We start from the raw sequence: 20,528 nt of genomic DNA, 5'->3' as shown, positions 1-20,528 counted from the left end.
ATCATGCCTCCACGTTTCTTCTTGTGGAATCATCCTGCCAAATCCGGGTTATTTTTCAATGAAAACAGTTTGTTGTCAGACTGCCTCCCCGGCTGCCAGATCGCGGCCAGATGCGCGGTTGCACCCCATATCTGCGATGGTCTATAGTGCCGCCAACTAGATCCGGGGCCTTGAAACCCCAAGTCAGAAGAAGGCGCCCCGCGTGTCCGATCAGCCGGAAGATATTGAAAACATGGAAGAACCGCCGCGTGGCACCTATGATGGCCCGCAGGTTTCCATCGAGAAAGAGATGAAGACGGCCTATCTCGATTACGCGATGAGCGTGATCGTGAGCCGTGCCATCCCCGATCTGCGCGACGGCCTGAAACCTGTGCATCGGCGCATTCTTTACGCGATGCATGAAACCGGCAACACGCATGACAAGCCCTATCGCAAGTCGGCGCGTCCGGTGGGCGACGTGATGGGGAAATACCACCCGCATGGCGATGGCGCGATCTATGACGCGCTGGTGCGGATGGCGCAGCCCTTCAGCATGTCGCTGAAACTGCTGGACGGTCAGGGCAACTTCGGCTCGATGGACGGCGATAACGCCGCCGCCATGCGTTATACCGAAGTGCGGATGGACAAGCCTGCCGCCTTCCTGCTGGCCGATATCGACAAGGATACCGTCGATTTCCAGGACAATTACGACGGTAAGGACAAGGAACCGACCGTCCTTCCCGCCCGCTTCCCCAATATGCTGGTCAATGGCGCGGGCGGCATCGCTGTCGGCATGGCGACCAATATCCCGCCGCACAACCTTGGCGAGGTGATCGACGGATGCCTTGCCATGATCGAGAACCCCGACCTTTCGACCGAGCGGCTGATGGAGCTGATCCCCGGCCCCGATTTCCCGACCGGCGGCCAGATCCTTGGCCGGGGCGGCATCCGCAAGGCTTACCTTGAAGGGCGTGGCTCGGTCATCCTGCGGGCCAAGACGCGCGTGGAGGAGATCCGCAAGGACCGCTGGGCCATCGTCGTCGATGAGATCCCCTATCAGGTGAACAAGGCCACGATGATCGAAAAGATCGCCGAACTTGTGCGCGAGAAACGGGTGGAAGGCATCGCCAATATCGCCGACGAATCCGACCGGATCGGCGTGCGTGTGGTGATCGAGCTGAAACGCGACGCGACGCCGGATGTGGTGCTGAACCAGCTTTTCCGCTTCTCGCCGCTGCAAGGCTCGTTCGGCTGCAACATGCTGGCGCTGAACGGCGGGCGTCCCGAAACGCTGGCGCTGCGGGATTTCATCAGCCATTTCCTGACCTTCCGTGAGGAAGTTGTTGCGCGCCGCACCGCTTACGAACTCCGCAAGGCGCGCGAGCGCAGCCATATCCTCTGCGGTCTGGCGGTCGCTGTGTCGAACGTGGACGAGGTGGTCGCCACCATCCGGTCCTCGGCCGATCCGGCAGAAGCGCGCGAGCGGCTGATGACGCGCCGCTGGCCCGCGCATGATATCGCGGCCTATATCCGGCTGATCGACGATCCGACCCACAAGATGAACGACGATGGCACCTATAACCTGTCGGAAACGCAGGCCCGCGCCATCCTCGACCTGCGCCTGCAACGCCTGACGGCGATGGGCGTCAAGGAAATCACCGACGAGCTGGAAGAGCTGGCCGCCAAGATCAAGGACTACCTTGATATCCTGTCGTCGCGCGACCGCATCATGGGCATCATCTCGGCCGAACTGACCGAGGTGAAAGACCTGTTCGCCATCCCCCGCCGCACCGAGATCATCGACTGGGCCGGCGACATGGATGACGAGGATCTGATCGAGCGCGAGGATATGGTCGTCACCATCACCTCGGGCGGCTATATCAAGCGCACCCCGCTGGCAGAATTCCGCAGCCAGAACCGGGGCGGCAAGGGTCTGGCCTCGATGCAGACCAAGGAAGATGATGTGGTGACCACGCTGTTCGTGGCCAACACCCATACGCATCTTCTGTTCTTCACGACCGACGGCATGGTCTACAAGCTGAAATGCTGGCGCCTGCCGTCGGCCGGGCGCACCGCGCGCGGCAAGGCCATCGTCAACATCCTGCCGATCGAGACCGGCATTTCCATCGCCGCGCTGATGCCGGTGGATGTGCCCGAGGCCGAATGGGACAGCCTGCAAATCGTCTTCGCCACCTCGGATGGGGATGTGCGGCAGAATGACCTCAGCGATTTCACCAATGTAAAGCGCAATGGCAAGATCGCCATGAACCTGCCCGAAGGCGTGTCGCTGGTGAATGCCGCGATTGCCGACGAGAATGACGATGTGATGCTGGTCACTTCGGGCGGGCGGGCGATCCGCTTCTCGACGACCGACATCCGGGTGTTCAAGTCGCGCGGCTCGACCGGCGTGCGCGGCATCCGTCTGGCCGAGGGCGACCGCGTGGTGTCGATGTCGATCATCCGCCATTTCGAGGCCGAACCGGCCGAACGCGCCGCCTATCTGAAACAGCGCCGCCTGATGGCGGGCACGGTGGAGGACGAGGTCGAGGCAGATGATGAAGAGGCCGTGGCCGAAGGGCAGCTTTCGCCCGAACGCTATGCCGAAATGTCGGCGGCAGAGGATCTGATTCTGACCGTGACGGCCAAGGGACTGGGCAAGCTGTCCTCCAGCCACGATTACCCGGTGCGCGGGCGCGGCGGCATGGGTGTGACCGCTTTTGAAAAGACCATGCGTGGCGGGCAACTGGTGGCCTCTTTCCCGGTCGACCCGTCGGATCAGATCATGCTCGCGACCTCCACCGGGCAGTCGATCCGGGTGCCGGTGGACCAGATCAGCTTCCGCTCGCGTTCTGCCGGGGGGGTGAAGGTGTTCAACACCGGCGGCGACGAAGAGGTGGTTTCGGTCGCCCGCGTGGCCGAAACCGGCGAGGAAGAGTGACAAAGGCCGGGGCAACGCCCCGGCCTTAACCGTTTCGCAAGGCGACTCGGGGTCTGATGCGTCGAAAGGGAGACGCGGATGAACCTCTATCACTGCATGATCGAACTGAAGTCGGAGGCGCGGGCGCTGGCCTTCGCCTCGGCGGTGGATGGCTGGATGGCCTATCTGAAATCGGCGGGGCTGGTGCTGGACTGGCGGTTGATGCGTCGGAAACTGGGGCTTGCCTCGGGGCGGCACACCGATTTCCTGCTGGAAATCTCCCTCCCCGACATGGCCGCGCTGGATGCGGCCTTTGCCCTGCTGGCCAATGCCGATGAACAGGCGGCCCGGCGCTATGACCAGATGCATCAGATGATTGCCGGGGTGGAGGTCGGGCTGTACCGCCCCTATCCCGACCCCGCGCAGAGGGAGCGCATTGCCTTGATCTGAGCCGCGCATGGGTCTATCTGCGGGTCCATGCACGAGACAATTCATATCATCGGCGGCGGAATGGCCGGATCGGAAGCGGCGTGGCAGGCGGCTCAGGCCGGTGTGCCGGTGGTGCTGCATGAAATGCGGCCCGAGGTCGGCACCTTCGCTCATCGCACCGGCAGCTTTGCCGAAATGGTCTGTTCGAACTCCTTCCGCTCGGATGATGACGAGCGGAATGCCGTGGGCCTGCTGCATTGGGAAATGGGGGCGGCGAACGGGCTGATCATGGAAACCGCGCGCGCGCATCGCCTGCCTGCGGGTGGCGCGCTGGCGGTGGACCGCGATCCCTTTGCGGAAGCGGTGACTGCGCGGCTGAAGGCGCATCCGCTGATTTCGGTGGAGTATGGCGAGATCACCGAACTTCCACGCGAGGGCCACTGGATCGTGGCGACCGGGCCGCTGACATCCGGCGCGCTGGCGCAAAGCATCCGGGCGGAAACCGGGGCCGAAAGCCTCGCCTTCTTCGACGCCATCGCCCCCATCGTCTATGCCGAAAGCATCGACATGTCGGTGGCCTGGCGGCAAAGCCGCTATGACAAGGGCGAGACCGAGGAAGAGCGCACCGCCTATATCAATTGCCCGATGACCAAGCCGCAATATGAAGCGTTCATCGACGCGCTGCTGGCCGCCGACAAGACCGAGTTCCACGAAGGCGAGACGGCGGGTTACTTCGACGGCTGTCTGCCGATCGAGGTGATGGCGGAACGCGGGCGCGAAACCCTGCGTCACGGGCCGATGAAGCCGGTCGGCCTGACCAATGCGCACAGGCCCGAGGAAAAGGCCTATGCGGTGGTGCAACTGCGCCGCGACAACCAGCTTGGCACGCTCTATAATATCGTGGGCTTCCAGACCAAGATGAAGTACGGCGCGCAAACCGCTGTTTTCAAGATGATTCCGGGGCTGGAGAATGCCAGCTTCGCCCGCTTGGGCGGTATCCACCGCAACACCTTCATCAACTCGCCCCGGTTGCTGGACAATCAGATGCGCCTGCGCTCGCGCCCCAATATCCGCTTCGCCGGTCAGGTGACGGGGGTGGAGGGCTATGTGGAAAGCGCCGCCATGGGCCTGCTGGCGGGGCGCATGGCCGCGGCGGAAATCAGGGGCGAGACACTGCTGCAGCCACCGCCCGAAACCGCGATGGGCGCGCTGATCACCCATATCACCGGCGGAGCGGAGGCAAAGACCTTCCAGCCGATGAACGTGAATTTCGGGCTGTTCCCCCCGATTGACGCCAAGGGCGGGCGCAAGGGACGGAAGGACCGCTACAAGGCCTATACCGACCGCGCCAAGGATGCCTTCGCGCAATGGCTGGCGGCGCAGTAACCCGTTTCGCCCCCTCGCCCACCGGGCCGCTGCATCTCGGCCATGCCTATGCGGCGATCGTCGCGCATGACATGGCGCGCGATCTGGGCGGGCGCTTCCTCCTCCGGATCGAGGACATCGACCGCGCCCGCTGCCGCCCGGAATGGGAGGTGCAGATTTACGATGATCTGCACTGGCTGGGCCTGACCTGGGAACAGCCTGTGTTGCGACAATCCGACCGCCTGCCGGTCTATGCCGCCGCGCTAAACACCCTTGCGGCGCGCGGGTTGACCTATGCCTGCACCTGCACGCGTGGCGATATCCGTGCCGCGCTTTCCGCACCGCAGGAAGGCGCGCCGTTGATCGGGCCGGACGGGCCCATTTATCCCGGCACCTGCCGCCACGCCGGACATGACCGCCGGGAGGCCGCGATCCGGCTGGACATGGCGCGTGCCATGGCTGCGGCCGGACCACTGGCGTTTACCGAAACCGGCCCCGCCCATTCCGGCCATCACCGGATCGACGCGGCGCAGATGATTGCCGGCGTTGGTGACATCGTGCTGGCGCGGCGCGATATGGGCACCTCTTACCATCTGTCGGTGGTGCTGGATGACGCGGCGCAGGGCGTGACGCATGTGACGCGGGGCGAGGATCTGTTCGAGGCGACCGCCATTCATGTTCTGTTGCAACGCCTGCTGGACCTGCCGACGCCGGTCTATCACCACCACCGCCTGATCCGCGATGCAGCGGGCAAGCGGCTGGCCAAGCGCGACGATGCGCGCGCGTTGTCGAAATACCGGGCAGAAGGCGCCACCCCGCAAGATATTCGCGCCCTGATCGGATTGTGACGACGGAAAATGCCGCGCCATGCGTATCATCCGCCGGAACCGCGTGCAGCCGGTTGCCGGAGGATGTGGCCTGACCTAGCTTCTGCGGGCGCCCCACCGCCTGCGACCCAAAAAGAACAGGACCTACAGATGATTGCATCCCGCACAGCCAGCCTGATCGTGCTGGCCGTCACATTGGCCTCGGCGACAGCCTGGGCGCAGACCCCGCCTTCGGAGGCCGCGCGCGGACCTGCCAAGGTGGGCGTGATCGAGATGCGGTTGCAGCCGGTGCGGCGCAGTTCCACAGTGCCCGGACGCGCGGTGGCGTTTGAGCAGGCCAATATCCGCCCCCGCGTCGGTGGCATCGTGACCGAAATCCTTTACACGCCGGGCGCCGAACTGGCCCCCGGCACACCGATGTTCCGGCTGGACCGCACGCAATACGAGGCGGCGATGGAAACCGCACGGGCGGCGCTGGCGCGGGCACAGGCGGCGTTGCCGGTGGCGCTGGCGACGCTGGAACGGGCACGGGCGCTGGAAGGCTCGGGCAGCACACGCGCGACGGTCGAAAGCGCCGAGGCTGCTGCTGCCTCTGCCCGCGCAGATGTGCAAAGCGCCGAAGCCGCGCTGAACGTGGCGGAAACCGAACTGTCCTGGACCGTCGTCACCAGCCCCATCGAAGGGATTGCCGGGGTGCCCGAAGTTTCGGTCGGCGATCTGGTCACGGCGGGGCAAGGCGATGCACTGGCGACGGTAACCCGTCTGGACCCGATTTATGTCGATATGTTCGAGCCTTCGGCGCGTATTCTGTCGATTCAGGATCAGATCGCGCGGGGAGAGCTGAAGCCTGACGAAACGCTGGAGGTGAAGCTGACGCTGGAAAACGGCCAGACCCATGCCAGCGGCGGCACGCTGGTCGCGCCCTCGGTCACGGTCTCGCCCACCACCGGAACGCAGGACATCCGGTTTCGCTTCGACAACCCCGATCACCGTATCCTGCCCGGCATGTTCCTGCGCGGCGAAGTGGTTCTGGGCACCGTGCAGGCCTATCTGGTGCCGCAGCGCGCCACCACGCTGGGCCGTGACGGCACGCTGTCAGCCTGGGTTGCCACCGCCGACGGCAAGGCCGAACAGCGCCGGTTCGAGGCGCGCGGAACACATGAAAATGCCTGGATCGTGACGGCGGGGCTGTCCGAGGGCGACCGGCTGATCATCGACGGGCTGAACGGGCTGCGCGACGGCGCGGCGGTGGAGCCGGTGCCGGTCACCATCGACGCCATGGGCGTGGTGCAGGATGTGAAGGCGAACTGAGATGGCGGGTTTCTTCATCGACCGGCCGGTCTTTGCCTGGGTTCTGGCCATCATCACCATGCTGGCGGGCGCCTGGGGGCTGACGACCCTGCCCGTCTCGCAATACCCCGACATCGCGCCGACCACGATCCGCATTTCCGCAAGCTATCCCGGCGCCTCGGCGGAAACCATTGAGAACTCGGTCACTTCGGTAATGGAGGACGGGCTGACCGGCCTTGACGGCCTGCTTTACATGACCTCGTCCTCTTACGCATCGGGGCGCGCCACGGTCACGCTGACCTTCGGGGATTCGACAGACCCCGACATGGCGCAGATCCAGGTGCAGAACAAGTTGCAGCTGATCCAGAACGGCCTGCCGGAAACCGTGCGCCAGCGCGGCATCAGCGTCACGCGGTCGTCCTCGTCCATCCTGATGGTGGGGGCGCTGGTGTCGCGTGACGGGCGCTTCACCTCGTTGCAACTGGGCGATCTGATGGGCCAGATCGTCGAGGATGCGGTCTTGCGGACCGAAGGTGTTGGCTCGATCAACTCTTTCGGATCAGGCTATGCCATGCGCATCTGGCTCGATCCCCTGAAGATGGCGCAGTATCGGGTGACGACCGCAGATGTGACCTCGGCCGTATCGGAACAGAACAGCACCGTCACCGTGGGCAGCCTTGGCAGCCAGCCGGTCGTGCCGGGGCAGCAGTTGAGCGTGGCACTGAACGCGCAGGCGCAGCTTGCCACGGTGGAGGAGTTTGAACGCATCATCCTGCGCACCACCGCCGACGGCTCGACTGTCTTTCTGGGCGATGTCGCGCGGGTGGAGATCGGGCAGGAAAGCTATGGTGCGAGTTCGCGTTACAACGGCATGCCTGCCGCCGGTTTCGGTATCAACCTGGCCACCGGCGCCAATGCGGTGGACACTGCCGAGCGGGTGCGCGACACCCTGACCCGTGTCAGCGCCGCTCTGCCCGAAGGGGTCGAGGTGGTCTATCCCTATGACACCTCGCCCTTTGTGGAGGCCTCGATCGAGAAGGTCTATCACACGCTGGGCGAGGCGGTGGTGCTGGTGTTCCTCGTCATCCTCGTGTTCCTGCAAAGCTGGCGCGCGACGATCATCCCGACCATCGCTGTGCCGGTCGTGCTGCTGGGCACCTTCGGGATTCTGGCCGCGGCAGGTCTGACGATCAACACGCTGACCATGTTCGCGCTGGTGCTGGCTATTGGCCTCCTGGTCGATGACGCCATCGTGGTGGTGGAAAACGTTGAACGGGTGATGGAGGAAGAAGGGCTGGAGGCGCGCGAGGCCACGCGCAAATCCATGCACCAGATCACCCCCGCGCTGGTCGGCATTGCGCTGGTGCTGTCGGCGGTGTTCCTGCCGATGGCCTTCATGTCCGGCTCTACCGGCGTGATTTACCGGCAGTTCAGCGTCACCATCATCTCGGCCATGATGCTGTCGCTGGCTGTCGCATTGATCCTGACCCCGGCGATGTGTGCGAGCCTCCTGCGCCCGCGCCGCCATGGTGACGGCATTGCCCCGGCGCGCTGGTTCAACCGGGGGCTGGACGCCTCGACCAACGGCTATGTGCGGGTGGTGAAACACACCGTGTTGCGGCCATTCCGCATGGTGATCCTGCTGGGTGCCATCGGCGGTGGCGCGTTCTGGCTGTATCAACACCTGCCCGGCTCGTTCCTGCCGCAAGAGGATCAGGGCGTGTTGATGGCCCAGGTCCGGCTGTCGGAGGGATCGACCACCGCGCAGACGCAGGCGGTGCTGGAAGAGGTGGAAAACTGGCTGCTGACGGAACAGGATGGGGTCGTCGCCTCTGCCTATGGCGCGCTTGGCTTTTCGTTCGGCGGTGGCGGGCAGAACTCTGCCATGCTGTTCGTGCGGCTGAAGGACTATAACGAACGCGCGGGCGGCGTGACGGCGGCGCAGTTTGCCCAGACCGCGAACCAGCGGTTTGGCGGGCATCGCGCCGGACGCATCGTCTTTACCCAGCCGCCCGCCATTCAGGGTCTTGGCAATTCCTCGGGCTTCACGATGTATCTGCTGGATCAGGCCGGGAACGGACAGGCCGCGCTGCAGGATGCTGCCACCGATCTGGTGGACCGCGCGACCGAGGACGGGCGCACCGGCTCGTTCCGGGGCTATGAGCAGACCTTCCGCCCGGCCCTGCGGCTGGACATCGACCAGCAGAAGGCCCGCGCCATGGGGCTGAGCCTCAGCGAGGTGAACAGCATGCTGGCGGTGATCTTCTCGGGGCGCGAGGTCAATGATTTCCCGCTTGGGACCGAGCTGAAGCCGGTGATCGTGCAGGGCGAGCCGGAATGGCGCATGCAGCCAGAGGATATCGACGGCTGGTTCGCCCGCAATTCCAGCGGTGAGATGGTGCCTTTTGCCGCCTTCATGTCACAGCGCTGGGATGAAACCTCACCCTCGCTGGATCGCTACGGCGGCGCGCGCGCCATCGAACTGTCGGGCGCGCCAACCGAGGGCACCAGCTCCGGTCAGGCGATGGAGGTGGTGGAGCAACTGGTCGCCGACCTGCCGGGCGGCTATGGCCTTGCCTGGACGGGGCTGTCCTATCAGGAACGGCTGTCGGGCAATCAGGCCCCCCTGCTGTTCGCCATGTCGGCGCTGGTGGTCTTCCTGTGCCTTGCCGCGCTTTACGAAAGCTGGACGGTGCCTTTCGCCGTCATGCTGTCGGTGCCGGTCGGCATTCTGGGGGCGCTGGGGTTTGCGCTGCTGTTCGGCCAGTCGAATGACGTCTATTTCAAGGTGGGGTTGCTCACCACCATCGGCCTTGCGGCGCGCAACGCGATCCTGATCGTTGAGTTCGCGCAAAGCCTGACCGAACGTGGCTATTCACTGGCCGAGGCCGCCGCCATGGCCGCGAAACAACGGTTGCGACCGATCCTGATGACCACATTCGCCTTCATGCTGGGGGTGTTGCCGCTTGCCATTGCGACCGGCGCCGGGGCCATGGCACAGCGCGCCATCGGCATCGGGGTGCTGGGCGGCATGACCTCTTCTGCGGTCATCGGCATCTTCATGGTGCCCGCCTTCTTTGTGATTGTGCGGCGGATGTTCCCGTCGAAGAAGCCGGTGACGGCTTAAAGAAAAACCGCCGCAGGGCATTCCCCTGCGGCGGTTTTACCCTGACGCGTGGTGCTGTGTCAGCCCGGCAGCGTCACCACTATCGGCCCGCGATCCGTGGCGACGACGGTATGTTCATATTGCACCACCGGGGCCGAGGGTTCGGCATAGAGCGTCCAGCCATCCTCGCCCTCCTCTGCCCAAAGCCCGCCGGTGGACAGGAATGGCTCTACCGTCAGCACAAGCCCTTTGGAAATGCGCCGCCGGTCGCCGCGCGTGGGCCAGGTGGCGATTTCCTCGGGCGCTTCGTGAAGGGCGCGACCGATGCCGTGACTGGCCAGATTGCGGATCAAGGTGTAACCCCGCGCCGAGGCAAAGCGCCCCACCGCCGCCCCGATCCCCGCCAGCGGTTTGCCGCTGCCAACCTGCGCCACACCGATCTCGGTCGCGCGCTTGCCGTCGCGGCAGAGCCGGTCCAGCACGGGCGAGACCTTGCCCAGCCGGAAGGTTGCGCCGGTATCGGCGAAGAAACCATCGCGCGAAGCGGAGACGTCGATATTCACCAGATCCCCCAGCGCCAGTTCGCGCGCGCCGGGAATGCCGTGGGCGATTTCCTCGTTCACACTGATGCAGGTTGCGCCGGGAAAGCCGTAGGTCGACTCAGGCGCCGAAATCGCCCCCTCCCGCTCCAGATGCGCGCGGCCGATTGCATCGAGCTCCAGCGTAGTCATGCCGGGCTGCATGGCACGGGCCATGACCTGAACGGTATCGGCGACAATACGACCGATACGGCGCAGCGCCTCCAGCTCGTCTTCCTGGGTGATCGTCATTCCGCGCCGCCGACCGGCAGCACCGCGATGGCGATGCGGCGGCCTTCGCTCAACAGCACGTTGTAGGTGCGGCAGGCAGCGGGCGAGGACATGACCTCGACGCCAAGCCCCGCGGCCTCAAGTTCCGCGCGCAGGGTCGCCGGGGCATGGGCGATGTCGGCCCCCATGCCGACGAAGATCACATCCACCTGGCCCGCCAGCGCCAGCAGCGCGGCTGTATCCTCCAGCCCGCCCCAGGGGCCGGCGTCCCAGGGCGTGATGATGGCCGCGCCTTGCAGGGCGCGGCCCCCGATGCGGAAGAATCCGGGGCCATAGCCCTCGACCGGCTGCGCCTCGCCATAGCTGATCTCGGTCAGGCGCATCCGGTCCTCCTCAGGCGTCGATATTGGCGAATTCGTGATCGCCTTTCGACCGCTCTTTCTTCTGCTTCTCGCTGCGGTCCACCCCGAGCATCAGAACGATGTTTTTCGCCACATAAAGTGTCGAATAGGTGCCGATGATGACGCCGAAGAACATGGCGAAGACGAAGCCGCGGATCACGTCGCCACCGAAGATGATCAGCGCGGCCAGCGCCAGAAGCGTGGTCGTCGCGGTCATCACGGTGCGCGACAGGGTTTCGTTGGTGGTCAGGTTCATCATGTCGCGCAGCGGCATGGCCTTGTATTTCGCAAGGTTTTCCCGAAGCCGGTCGAAGATCACGACGGTATCGTTCACCGAATATCCAAGGATCGTCAGCAGCGCCGCCACGATGGTCAGGTCGAACTTGAGCTGGAAGATCGCGAAGATGCCGACGGTGACCAGCACGTCATGTACAAGCGCGGCGACGGTTCCAACCGCGAACTGCCATTCGAAGCGCAGCCAGACGTAGAAGGCAATCCCCGCAGAAGCGGCAACCACGGCGATGACAGCCTTCCAGATCAGCTCTTGCGAGACTTTGGGGCCGACGGATTCGACCGAAGGAAAGGTGATCGCCTCGTCAACCTTCTTCAGCGCCTGTTCCACCGCGTCGATGGACTCGGGCGTCACGGCCTCGTCCCCTTCCTGTGGCGCGATGCGCAGCATGGCGACATGCTGATCCTCGCGGAAGGACGGGTCGAACACCTGCGTGATCGACACATCGCCCAGCCCCAGATCGGAAACAGCGGCGCGGTAGACCCCGACATCCACCGCATTGGTGCTTTCGGTACGGATCGTGGTGCCGCCCTTGAAGTCGATGCCGAAGTTCAGCCCCATGATGACGACCGCAAGGATCGACACGATGGAGGCGACGATGGACCCCCCGAAGGTGATCCACTGCCAGCGGAAGAAGTCGATGTTCGTCCTGGTCGGAACAAGTTTCAGACGGAAAGCCATGGCTGCCCCCTCCTCAGACGGTGATCGTCTTGGGGTGGCGCCACCCCAGATACAGATTGATGATCGCCCGCGTCACATAAACGGCGGTGAACATCGAGGTCATGATGCCGATGCCGGTGGTGACGGCGAAGCCGCGCACCGGGCCCGAGCCCACGACAAACATGATAACAGCGGTAATGATGCTGGTCAGGTTCGAGTCGACGATGGCCGACAGCGCCTTTCCAAAACCAATCTCGATGGCCGCGCCGGGCGATTTGCCCTCGCGCAACTCCTCGCGCACGCGTTCATAGATCAGTACGTTGGCATCGACCGCGACCCCCATGGTCAGAACGATCCCCGCAATCCCCGGCAGCGTCAGCGTGGCCCCGATGACCGAAAGCACGGCAAAGATCATGGCGATGTTGAAGGCCAGCGCGATCACGGCGAAGGTGCCGAAGATCCCATAGCTCGCGATCATGTAAAGCGCGACGAGACCCGCCCCGACCAGCGCCGCCTTCTGGCCCGCGTCGATACTGTCCTGCCCAAGTTCCGGGCCGATGGTCCGCTCTTCAAGGAAGGTCATTTCGGCCGGAAGCGCACCTGCGCGCAGCAGCACGGCCAGTTCGGTGCTTTGCTCGACGGTGAACTTGCCGGTGATGATGCCGCGTCCGCCGGGGATGTGGCTCTGGATCACCGGGGCAGAAATCACCTCGTTGTCCAGCACAATGGCGAAGGGCTTGCCGATGTTGTTGGCGGTATAGTCACCGAACTTGCGGGCGCCGCCCGCGTTGAACTGGAACTCCACCGCCGGGCGACCGTTCTGGTCGAAGGCGGGCTGGGCGTTCGTCAGTTCCTCGCCGGTCACAACCGGGGTCTGCTCGACAATATAGTAGACGCCCTTCTCATCCATCGACGGAAGAAGCTCATTGCGCGGCCCCGGATTGGCGCCTGCATCCTGCGTCACACTGACAACCGGATGGAACGTTAGCTTCGCGGTGGTGCCGATCAGCGATTTCAGTTCGGCCGCCGATCCGATGCCAGGCACCTGGATCAGGATGCGGTCTTCGCCCTGACGCTGGATCGTCGGTTCGCGGGTGCCAACCTCGTCGACCCGGCGACGAATGATTTCAAGGCTTTGCTGGATCGTGCGCTGATCGGTGGCCTGCCGTTCGGCCTCTGAAAGCTGCACCACGATATCGGTGCCCTCAGAGGTGACCTCGATGTCGTTCGAGCCGATGCCCGTCAGGCTGACCACCGGGGTCGCCAGCGCGCGCACCTTCTCCAGCGCGACGGCCATGCCATCGGGATTGGATATGGCGACGCGCAGCACCCCGTCGACGGAGGGCTGGCGGCGCACATTGCCGACCTGATCGCGCACACCGCGCAGGGCGTCGCGCACATCTGGCCACATGGCGTCAATGCGGGCGGCATAGACATCCGCCACCTTGACCTCGGCCAGAAGATGCGCCCCGCCCCGCAGGTCAAGCCCCAGCGGCACCACATAAGAGGGCAGCCAGTCGGGCCAGAGGCTGCGATCCGCCTCCTGCTCGGGCGTGGCCGTTCCGCCCGCTGTGGTGATCGCCGCTACGGCGTCGTTATGCTTTTCCACCCTGTCATAGAACAGGTTCGGTACGGAAAACGCGACACCGAGGAGCACAATGCTCCAGATCAGCAGGTTTTTCCACAGCGGGGTATGGGTCATGGCGGCCTTCCGTCCTCAGATGCCGGGCCTCAGGCGGCCGCGGCAGGCTCGGTCTTGTTCATAACCTGGGCGATGGTCTGGCGCGGGGTCTTGACGACGACACCTTGCGCGATCTCGACATCCAGCATGCCGTCGTCATGCACCTTCACCACCTTGGCGACGATCCCGCCCTGGGTCAGCACCTGATCACCGCGGCGCAGCTGTTCCACCATGGCCTTGTGGTCTTTCATCTTCTTCTGCTGCGGGCGGATCAGCAGGAAATACATGATGCCGAAAATCAGGATCAGCGGCACGAAGCTGGTAAAGGCCGAGGCGGCGCCTGCTCCGGCGGCCTGCGCATAGGCGGGGGTTACGAACATGGGCGGTCGTCCTCTCGTTAGGCATGGGCCGGCGGGCCGGCTCTTTCGGTGGCGCAACCTATCCGCGCCCCGGGTTCAAGGCAAGGCACGCAGGTGCCTGCCCGCGCTGCACATAGGTGTGAGCGAGCGGGCAGCCAAGGGGCGCACTGCCTTTCCGCTTCACCACGGCGCGCCGATGTTGCATATGAAGGGCATTCGTGACTTGGAGATCAGAGAAATGCACGACATCCGCGCCATCCGCGAAAATCCCGCCGCTTTCGATGCCGCCCTGGCACGCCGGGGTCTTTCGCCGCTGTCGTCGGAGGTGCTGGCGCTGGACGAGGCACGGCGCGCGCTGATCCATGCGGCCGAAACCGCACAGGCGGCGCAGAACGCGGCCTCCAAACAGGTGGGCGCGGCCAAGGCTAAGGGCGACGACGCGGAATTCGAGCGTCTGCGCGCGCTGGTGGCCCAGAAGAAGGCCGAGATCGCGGCGATGACCGCCGAGGCCGATCAGAAGGATGCCGCGCTGCGTGACATGCTGATGCGCATACCGAACAGCCCCCTGCCCGAAGTGCCCGAAGGCGCCGATGAGGCGGGGAATGTGGAACTGCGCCGCTGGGGCACACCCCGCACCTTTGATTTCGCGCCGAAAGAGCATTTCGACATCGCCGGCGTGAAACCGGGGATGGATTTCGCAACTGCCGCGAAGCTGTCGGGCTCGCGCTTCGTGGTGCTGCGCGGCGCGGTGATCCGCGTGCATCGCGCGCTGGCGCAGCTGATGCTGGACACCCATGTCGGAGACCACGGGCTGACCGAGACCTGGACCCCGGTTCTGGTCAAGGAAGAGGCGATGTATGGCACCAACCAGCTGCCGAAATTCGCCGAAGACAGCTATCAGACCACGAATGGCTGGTGGCTCGTGCCCACATCGGAAGTGACGCTGACCAACACGGTCGCGGGCGACATTCTGGACGAGGCCGCGCTGCCGATCCGCATGACCGCTCATACCCAGTGCTTCCGGTCCGAGGCCGGATCGGCGGGCAAGGACACGACCGGGATGCTGCGCCAGCACCAGTTCGAGAAGGTCGAGATGGTGTCGATCACCACGCCCGAGGCCAGCCTTGCCGAACATGAGCGCATGACCCGCTGTGCCGAGGCGATCCTTGAGAAGCTGGGCCTGCCCTACCGGACCATCGTGCTTTGCACCGGCGACATGGGCTTTGGCGCGACCAAGACCCATGACCTTGAGGTCTGGCTGCCGGGGCAGAACACTTATCGCGAGATCAGCTCGGTCTCGGTCTGCGGCGATTTCCAGGCGCGGCGGATGAATGCGCGCTATCGCCCTGCGGGCGGGAAGCCCGAGTTTGTACATACGCTGAACGGATCGGGTCTGGCGGTCGGACGCTGCCTGATTGCCGTGCTGGAAAATGGCCAGCAGGCCGACGGCTCTGTCGATCTGCCCGAAGCGCTGTGGCCCTATCTGGGCGGCAAGCGGCGCATCGCAGCGAACGGCGATCTGGCCTGACAGAACGAAGGGAGGGGGCTTTCTGCCCCCTCTTGCCTGCGGCAATTCACCCCGAGGATATTTGTGCCAGGATAAAGGCGCAGGGTGCGGGACGGCGGCCGATCAGCTGCCGAGGATCACCTTCACATAGTTCTTGGTTTCGGCATAGGGCGGGATGCCCCCATGCTTTTCCACGGCCAGCGGACCGGCGTTATAGGCCGCGAGCGCATGACGCCAGTTGCCGAATTTGCCATACATCATCGCCAGATAGCGCGCGCCGCCTTCCAGGTTCTGATGCGGGTCATTGATGTCGACGCGCAGCAGTCTTGCGGTATCGGGCATCAGTTGTGCAAGGCCGGTTGCCCCCTTGGGTGAGACGGCATTCGGGTTCCAGCCGCTTTCCTGCTGCACCAGCCGCAGGAACATGTCTTCCGGCACGCCATGCTTGCGCGCCATGGCCTTGGCGACCTCAAGATACTGGCCCTTGTAGCGCCCCGAATAGCGCGGCACCGCCGCGGCGGCCGCGTTCTCGATCTTCGGCTTGTTGGGCTTCAGACGGTCGGAACCTTCATATTGCTTGGCCAGACGGCCATCCAGCAGCGCCGTCTGCGACTTGAACAGCAAACCCCGGTTCTTGGTGGAGCCCGAAAGTTTCAGCCCGTCCGCATGAACCGGCCCGCAGAGCGAGACCCCCGCGACCAGGGCGAGCGAAACCACTTTCCGACGCATGAGCAAACCTTCGGCACCTAATTCCGTTGGGCAGGACTATACGAATTTTCGTCTCGTCTGCCAGAGGATTCGCCGCCCGCCGCCCCGGCCCGGTCAGCCCTGCGCCGGAGCGTTCGGCAGGTTCCCGCCGCCACTGACCAGCGGCGCGCGCAGAAGATCCTCGATCAGGAGCGAGGTCAATTGCCCGCGCCCCGTCACTCCGGCCTTGCGGTAGATGGCGTTCAGATGGGTCTTCACCGTCGCTTCGGCAGAGCCGCGGAAGCCCGCGATCTCGGCGATGGAATAGCCCTTGATGGTGAAGGCCGCGATGTCCTGCTCCGAGGGGGTCAGCTTCCAGTCGCGGAAATAGTTCTCCATGACCTCGTGCAGCGCCCCGGCCGCCACGCTCATCTGCCGTTCCAGCTGCGCCTGGCGGCGCAGAAGCCGCAGAAGGTAGCGCAATTCGAAAGCGACCCCCAGCACAAGGCCGATGGTCGCCCCCAGTTCCGGCATGGTGTGCAGGTCGCGGACGCTTGCCCAGCCCTCGGCCCCGATATCCTCGATCACATCGGCGATGAAAAACAACACGCAGACACTTTGAAACAGGATCAGCGCGGCGAGGCCGATCGGGCGCGCGGGAGTGAAAGGCATGGTCGGGCAGTTCCGTCTGTCGGTCAGTCGCGGGGAAGTCTCTTGTAACCCGTAACCATCGACACGGGAAGGTTGATCCGCAGGCGGCGGCTTTCCAGCGCAACGGCAGCGATATGGGCGACCACCGAAATCTCGGCCCAGGTCACCGCGACCTCGTGCAGTTCCTCAACCCATTCCCGCCCGAAGAACATGAGCGTGGTCTGCATATATCCACTGATACCGACAATAATCAGCGTGATCAGCAGGTTATAGATCATCAGCGCACCCAGCGGCGAATGGCCGTGATGCGGGCGGCGGCGCCATGCAGCCATTTCGGCGGCCTGATCGAAGGCGGCGGAAAGGCTGGGCGGGAAATCGCTGAACCGGGCGTGGCGGCTGCCAATCACCCCCCAGACGATCCGCGCGGCGACAAGGGCCAGCACGAAATACCCGATCCAGTGGTGCAGATCGTGTTCGGGATTGGTGAACAGGGCATTGGCCGCAAAGGCCAGCGCCAGTGACCAGTGAAAGAGACGCACGAAGCCGTCCCATATGTAGGTTTTTTCAGTCATGCTTCGCATCCTGCTTCATCACTGCACACCGTCGACAGCCGGTCCGCCCTCCCGGACGAACCGGCCGGGTGCGGCGGATTATTCGTCGTTCGACTTGACGATGTTCATGGCGTCATCAAGGTACAGTTCGAAAGTCTTGCCGTCTTTCACGGCGTAAACTTCGATCATGCCGTCTTCCATATCGACCTTGCGGACCTCGTAGCCCTGCGCGGTCATGGCGGCGGTGACCTTCTCGCGGGTCGCATCGTCGATCTTGTCGCCCGAAGCGAAGACCGGAGCGGCAACGGCGAGGAAAGCGGCGGCGAGGAGGGGAAGGGTTTTCATCTTGCGTCCTTTCGGGAGCGTTTCGGGTTGCGCCGTGCCGTGGTGGCAGGGCTGGGGCCGATTTGCCCGGTGATCTGCCGGGCCGCCATCCGCAGCGGGTCGCAGGAACCGGCCCTGCAACCCCGGTTGCAGGGGGTTTTCGCAGGCGTTGAAGCCCGCCCCCCGGCCCGTTATAGGAGAGACAACGGAATGTTTACCAAAGCGGGCCAGCCTTGGCCTCGCGGACGAGAATCGAGGGAGTGCGCATGGCGGGTTCGGTCAACAAGGTCATCATCGTGGGGAACCTCGGCCGCGACCCGGAGGTGCGCAGCTTCCAGAACGGCGGCAAGGTCGTGAACCTGCGCATCGCCACCTCTGAAACCTGGCGCGACCGCAACTCGGGCGAGCGCAAGGAGCGCACCGAATGGCATTCGGTCGCCATCTTCAGCGAGCCGCTGGCCAAAATCGCCGAACAATATCTGCGCAAGGGCAGCAAGGTCTATATCGAAGGCCAGCTGGAAACCCGCAAATGGCAGGATCAGAGCGGCCAGGATCGCTACACGACCGAAATCGTGCTGCGTCCCTATCGGGGCGAGCTGACACTGCTGGATGGGCGCGGCGAAGGCGGCGGCTCGGGCGGTGGCGGCTATGACGATCAGGGTGGCGGCTACGGCGGCGGCAATGATTACGAGGGTGGCCGGGGCGGTGGAAGCTATGGCGGCAGTTCGGGTGGTGGTTACGGCGGTGGCCGTTCAGGTGGCGGCGGTGGCCAGCAGGGTGGCTTCGGCGGCGGCGGTGGCCGCAACGATATGGATGACGAAATCCCGTTCTGAGCCCCGGACAAGCTGACCGACCGCCATGCAACGCCGCCGCACGCTTGACCTGTTGAAGCTGGCGCTGGCCGTCATGGTGGTCGGCATCCACGTCAATCCCTTTGGGATCGACAGCCGCGCCGTGGTGCTGATCACCGGTGACGGGCTGTTTCGGGTCGCCGTGCCCGCCTTCTTTGTGATCAATGGCTATTTCTTCCAGCCGCGCGTGGCTGCCGGCACCGTCGGCCTCTATCTGCGGCGGCTGGTCTGGCTGTATCTGGTTTGGATGGCGCTGTACCTGCCGGTCTGGCAAAGTGCCTTCTTCGCCTCGGACTGGCTGACCATCGGACGGGTCTGGGCGGTGGGCTGGTGGCATCTTTGGTATCTGATCGCCGCCGCGCTGGCTGCCGCGCTTGCGACTCTGGTCGCGCACTGGTCAACCCAACGCCTGCTGGCACTGGCCGGTCTGGCCTTTCTGGCCGGAGCGGCGGTGATGTGGGGCTTTGCCTGGCAGATCTGGCCTCCGACGCCCTATTGGGTGGGCAGCCCGGTCTGGCTGCACCGGAACGGGCTGTTCCTCGGTCTGCCCTTCTTCCTGCTCGGCCTGCTGATCCGCCGTCACGACCTGCCTGACCGGCTGGACCGGAACCATGTCGGCATTGTCGCCCTGCTGGCCTGCGCCGCGCTGCCGCTGGAATCGCTGGCGCTGGAGGCCATCGCCCCGCAGGGCGTCAGCCATGACAACCTGCTGGGGCTGGCCGTCGCCGCACCTGCGCTTGTGCTCTGGGCGCTGATGGGCCGCAGCAAGACCACCCGCGATTACGGCACCATGGCCAATGCGATCTACTTTTTACATGTGTTCTTCGTGGCCTGGACGATCCGCCTGACCGACCTGCCCTACCCTCTGGTTTTCCTCTGGGCGCTCGCCGGCTCTGCCCTGCTGGGCTGGGGGATGATCCGCAGCGGGCTGGCGCGCCGGTTGCTGTAACGCCCGCTCTGGACCTTCGCCCGGCAATCCCTATATATTCGGTCAACTAAATCGCGAGAGACCCATGACCGAGGCTCAGGACCAGATCGAGGGCGCCCCCCTCATCAAACCCTCCACCACCGACCATCCGCTTTACGACAATGTGGTGGAGGCCTGCCGCACTGTGTTCGACCCGGAGATTCCGGTGAACATCTTCGACCTTGGCCTTGTCTACACGGTCGAGATCGGCAGCGCGAACGAGGTGGAGATCGTGATGACCCTCACCGCTCCCGGCTGCCCGGTCGCGGGTGAGATGCCGGGTTGGGTGCAGGACGCTGTGGAGGCCGTGCCGGGCGTGCAATCGGTGCGCGTGCTGATGACCTTCGATCCGCCCTGGGGCATGGAAATGATGTCCGATGAGGCGCGGCTGGAACTGGGGTTCATGTAACCCCCGTGCCACCCCTTGAGGTGGCAGGCGCAAAAACCTATGTTTGTGCCATAGCATAAGGACCAACCCGATGTTCGGCATCCCCGGCAAGCAAGCCGTCACACTGACCCCCGCTGCGACCAGGCAGATCCTCCGTCTGATGGAAAAACAGGCGGCGCAGGGTCTGCGCATCGGCGTCAAGAAGGGTGGCTGCGCCGGGATGGAATACACCATGGATTACGTCTCCGAGGTGAATCCGCTGGACGAGGTGATCGAACAGGACGGCGCGCGGGTGCTGATTGCCCCCATGGCGCAGATGTTCCTCTTCGGAACCGAGATTGATTATCAGGTTTCGGCGCTGGAAGCAGGCTTCCGCTTCAACAATCCGAATGTGGTGGAGGCCTGCGGTTGCGGCGAATCCATCAAGTTCCGCGACGCCCCCGCAAGCTGAACCCTTCCCACCGGCGGACAGGTTTGGCATAACCCC

Annotated in this window: 20 protein-coding genes; 11 read left to right on the top strand and 9 right to left on the bottom strand. The window is 64.4% G+C overall.

Annotated elements, in window-relative coordinates:
- Window positions 1–232 precede the first annotated feature (232 nt).
- The 6 genes from gyrA to AO684_RS14260 all read left to right on the top strand — a co-directional run bounded on the left by gyrA (window position 233) and on the right by AO684_RS14260 (window position 9,934).
- Window positions 233–2,917 carry a DNA gyrase subunit A gene (gene gyrA / locus AO684_RS14285; protein ID WP_152968442.1) on the top strand — a complete coding sequence of 895 codons (2,685 nt, stop codon included), beginning with the start codon at window positions 233–235 and terminating at the stop codon, window positions 2,915–2,917.
- 78 nt (window positions 2,918–2,995) lie between these two features.
- The gene (locus AO684_RS14280; protein ID WP_054303410.1) at window positions 2,996–3,346 is read left to right on the top strand and encodes a DUF6614 family protein; all 351 of its coding nucleotides are present in this window, start codon (window positions 2,996–2,998) and stop codon (window positions 3,344–3,346) included.
- 27 nt (window positions 3,347–3,373) lie between these two features.
- On the top strand, window positions 3,374–4,711 hold the full coding sequence (gene trmFO / locus AO684_RS14275) for a methylenetetrahydrofolate--tRNA-(uracil(54)-C(5))-methyltransferase (FADH(2)-oxidizing) TrmFO (RefSeq protein ID WP_054303409.1): 1,338 nt from the start codon (window positions 3,374–3,376) through the stop codon (window positions 4,709–4,711).
- Complete coding sequence (gene gluQRS / locus AO684_RS14270; protein WP_054303408.1) at window positions 4,693–5,538, top strand: tRNA glutamyl-Q(34) synthetase GluQRS; 846 nt, start codon at window positions 4,693–4,695, stop codon at window positions 5,536–5,538. The genes trmFO and gluQRS overlap by 19 nt, the downstream gene beginning before the upstream one ends.
- A 129-nt stretch (window positions 5,539–5,667) precedes the next feature.
- The gene (locus AO684_RS14265) at window positions 5,668–6,828 is read left to right on the top strand and encodes an efflux RND transporter periplasmic adaptor subunit (protein ID WP_054303407.1); all 1,161 of its coding nucleotides are present in this window, start codon (window positions 5,668–5,670) and stop codon (window positions 6,826–6,828) included.
- 1 nt (window position 6,829) lies between these two features.
- Window positions 6,830–9,934 carry an efflux RND transporter permease subunit gene (locus AO684_RS14260; RefSeq protein WP_054303406.1) on the top strand — a complete coding sequence of 1,035 codons (3,105 nt, stop codon included), beginning with the start codon at window positions 6,830–6,832 and terminating at the stop codon, window positions 9,932–9,934.
- A 59-nt stretch (window positions 9,935–9,993) separates the two neighbouring features.
- Here the strand turns inward: AO684_RS14260 and map are convergent, their stop codons facing one another.
- Genes map through yajC form a run of 5 tightly spaced genes read right to left on the bottom strand, consistent with a single transcriptional unit; the run spans window position 9,994 to window position 14,136 of the window.
- Window positions 9,994–10,743, bottom strand: a complete 750-nt coding sequence (map, locus tag AO684_RS14255; RefSeq protein WP_054303405.1) for a type I methionyl aminopeptidase — start codon at window positions 10,741–10,743, stop codon at window positions 9,994–9,996.
- On the bottom strand, window positions 10,740–11,105 hold the full coding sequence (locus AO684_RS14250) for an Mth938-like domain-containing protein (RefSeq protein WP_054303404.1): 366 nt from the start codon (window positions 11,103–11,105) through the stop codon (window positions 10,740–10,742). The genes map and AO684_RS14250 overlap by 4 nt, the downstream gene beginning before the upstream one ends.
- Before the next feature lie 10 nt (window positions 11,106–11,115).
- Window positions 11,116–12,096 (bottom strand): protein translocase subunit SecF, encoded by a 981-nt coding sequence (gene secF / locus AO684_RS14245; RefSeq protein ID WP_054303403.1) that lies wholly within the window; start codon window positions 12,094–12,096, stop codon window positions 11,116–11,118.
- A 13-nt stretch (window positions 12,097–12,109) separates the two neighbouring features.
- Window positions 12,110–13,777, bottom strand: coding sequence for a protein translocase subunit SecD (secD, locus tag AO684_RS14240; RefSeq protein WP_054303402.1), 1,668 nt, complete (start codon window positions 13,775–13,777; stop codon window positions 12,110–12,112).
- A 29-nt stretch (window positions 13,778–13,806) separates the two neighbouring features.
- A complete protein-coding gene (yajC, locus tag AO684_RS14235) occupies window positions 13,807–14,136 on the bottom strand; it encodes a preprotein translocase subunit YajC (protein WP_054303401.1) in 330 nt (109 codons plus the stop codon).
- 217 nt (window positions 14,137–14,353) lie between these two features.
- On the opposite strand from yajC, the gene serS reads away from it, so the two are divergent.
- Window positions 14,354–15,643 (top strand): serine--tRNA ligase, encoded by a 1,290-nt coding sequence (gene serS / locus AO684_RS14230; protein ID WP_054303400.1) that lies wholly within the window; start codon window positions 14,354–14,356, stop codon window positions 15,641–15,643.
- A gap of 102 nt (window positions 15,644–15,745) precedes the next feature.
- Here serS and AO684_RS14225 read toward each other — a convergent pair whose 3' ends face one another.
- From AO684_RS14225 to AO684_RS14210, 4 genes are all read right to left on the bottom strand, one after another.
- Window positions 15,746–16,351, bottom strand: a complete 606-nt coding sequence (locus AO684_RS14225) for a lytic transglycosylase domain-containing protein (RefSeq protein ID WP_054303399.1) — start codon at window positions 16,349–16,351, stop codon at window positions 15,746–15,748.
- 93 nt (window positions 16,352–16,444) lie between these two features.
- On the bottom strand, window positions 16,445–16,981 hold the full coding sequence (locus AO684_RS14220) for a helix-turn-helix transcriptional regulator (RefSeq protein ID WP_054303398.1): 537 nt from the start codon (window positions 16,979–16,981) through the stop codon (window positions 16,445–16,447).
- Between the two features lie 23 nt (window positions 16,982–17,004).
- On the bottom strand, window positions 17,005–17,532 hold the full coding sequence (locus AO684_RS14215; protein ID WP_054303397.1) for a cytochrome b/b6 domain-containing protein: 528 nt from the start codon (window positions 17,530–17,532) through the stop codon (window positions 17,005–17,007).
- Between the two features lie 78 nt (window positions 17,533–17,610).
- On the bottom strand, window positions 17,611–17,856 hold the full coding sequence (locus AO684_RS14210; protein ID WP_054303396.1) for a PepSY domain-containing protein: 246 nt from the start codon (window positions 17,854–17,856) through the stop codon (window positions 17,611–17,613).
- Window positions 17,857–18,101: 245 nt separating this feature from the next.
- On the opposite strand from AO684_RS14210, the gene ssb reads away from it, so the two are divergent.
- The 4 genes from ssb to AO684_RS14190 all read left to right on the top strand — a co-directional run bounded on the left by ssb (window position 18,102) and on the right by AO684_RS14190 (window position 20,492).
- Complete coding sequence (gene ssb / locus AO684_RS14205; RefSeq protein WP_054303395.1) at window positions 18,102–18,668, top strand: single-stranded DNA-binding protein; 567 nt, start codon at window positions 18,102–18,104, stop codon at window positions 18,666–18,668.
- 25 nt (window positions 18,669–18,693) lie between these two features.
- Window positions 18,694–19,635, top strand: a complete 942-nt coding sequence (locus AO684_RS14200; RefSeq protein WP_054303394.1) for an acyltransferase family protein — start codon at window positions 18,694–18,696, stop codon at window positions 19,633–19,635.
- Window positions 19,636–19,699: 64 nt separating this feature from the next.
- Window positions 19,700–20,062, top strand: coding sequence for an SUF system Fe-S cluster assembly protein (locus AO684_RS14195; RefSeq protein ID WP_054303393.1), 363 nt, complete (start codon window positions 19,700–19,702; stop codon window positions 20,060–20,062).
- Between the two features lie 70 nt (window positions 20,063–20,132).
- The gene (locus tag AO684_RS14190) at window positions 20,133–20,492 is read left to right on the top strand and encodes an iron-sulfur cluster assembly accessory protein (protein ID WP_054303392.1); all 360 of its coding nucleotides are present in this window, start codon (window positions 20,133–20,135) and stop codon (window positions 20,490–20,492) included.
- The last annotated feature ends 36 nt before the right edge of the window (window positions 20,493–20,528 follow it).

The organism is Gemmobacter sp. LW-1, from assembly GCF_001303875.1.
GTDB classification, from domain to species: domain Bacteria; phylum Pseudomonadota; class Alphaproteobacteria; order Rhodobacterales; family Rhodobacteraceae; genus Gemmobacter; species Gemmobacter caeni.
The sequence above is the reverse complement of the archived record's forward strand: the minus strand, read 5'-3'. Positions and strand labels throughout refer to the sequence as shown.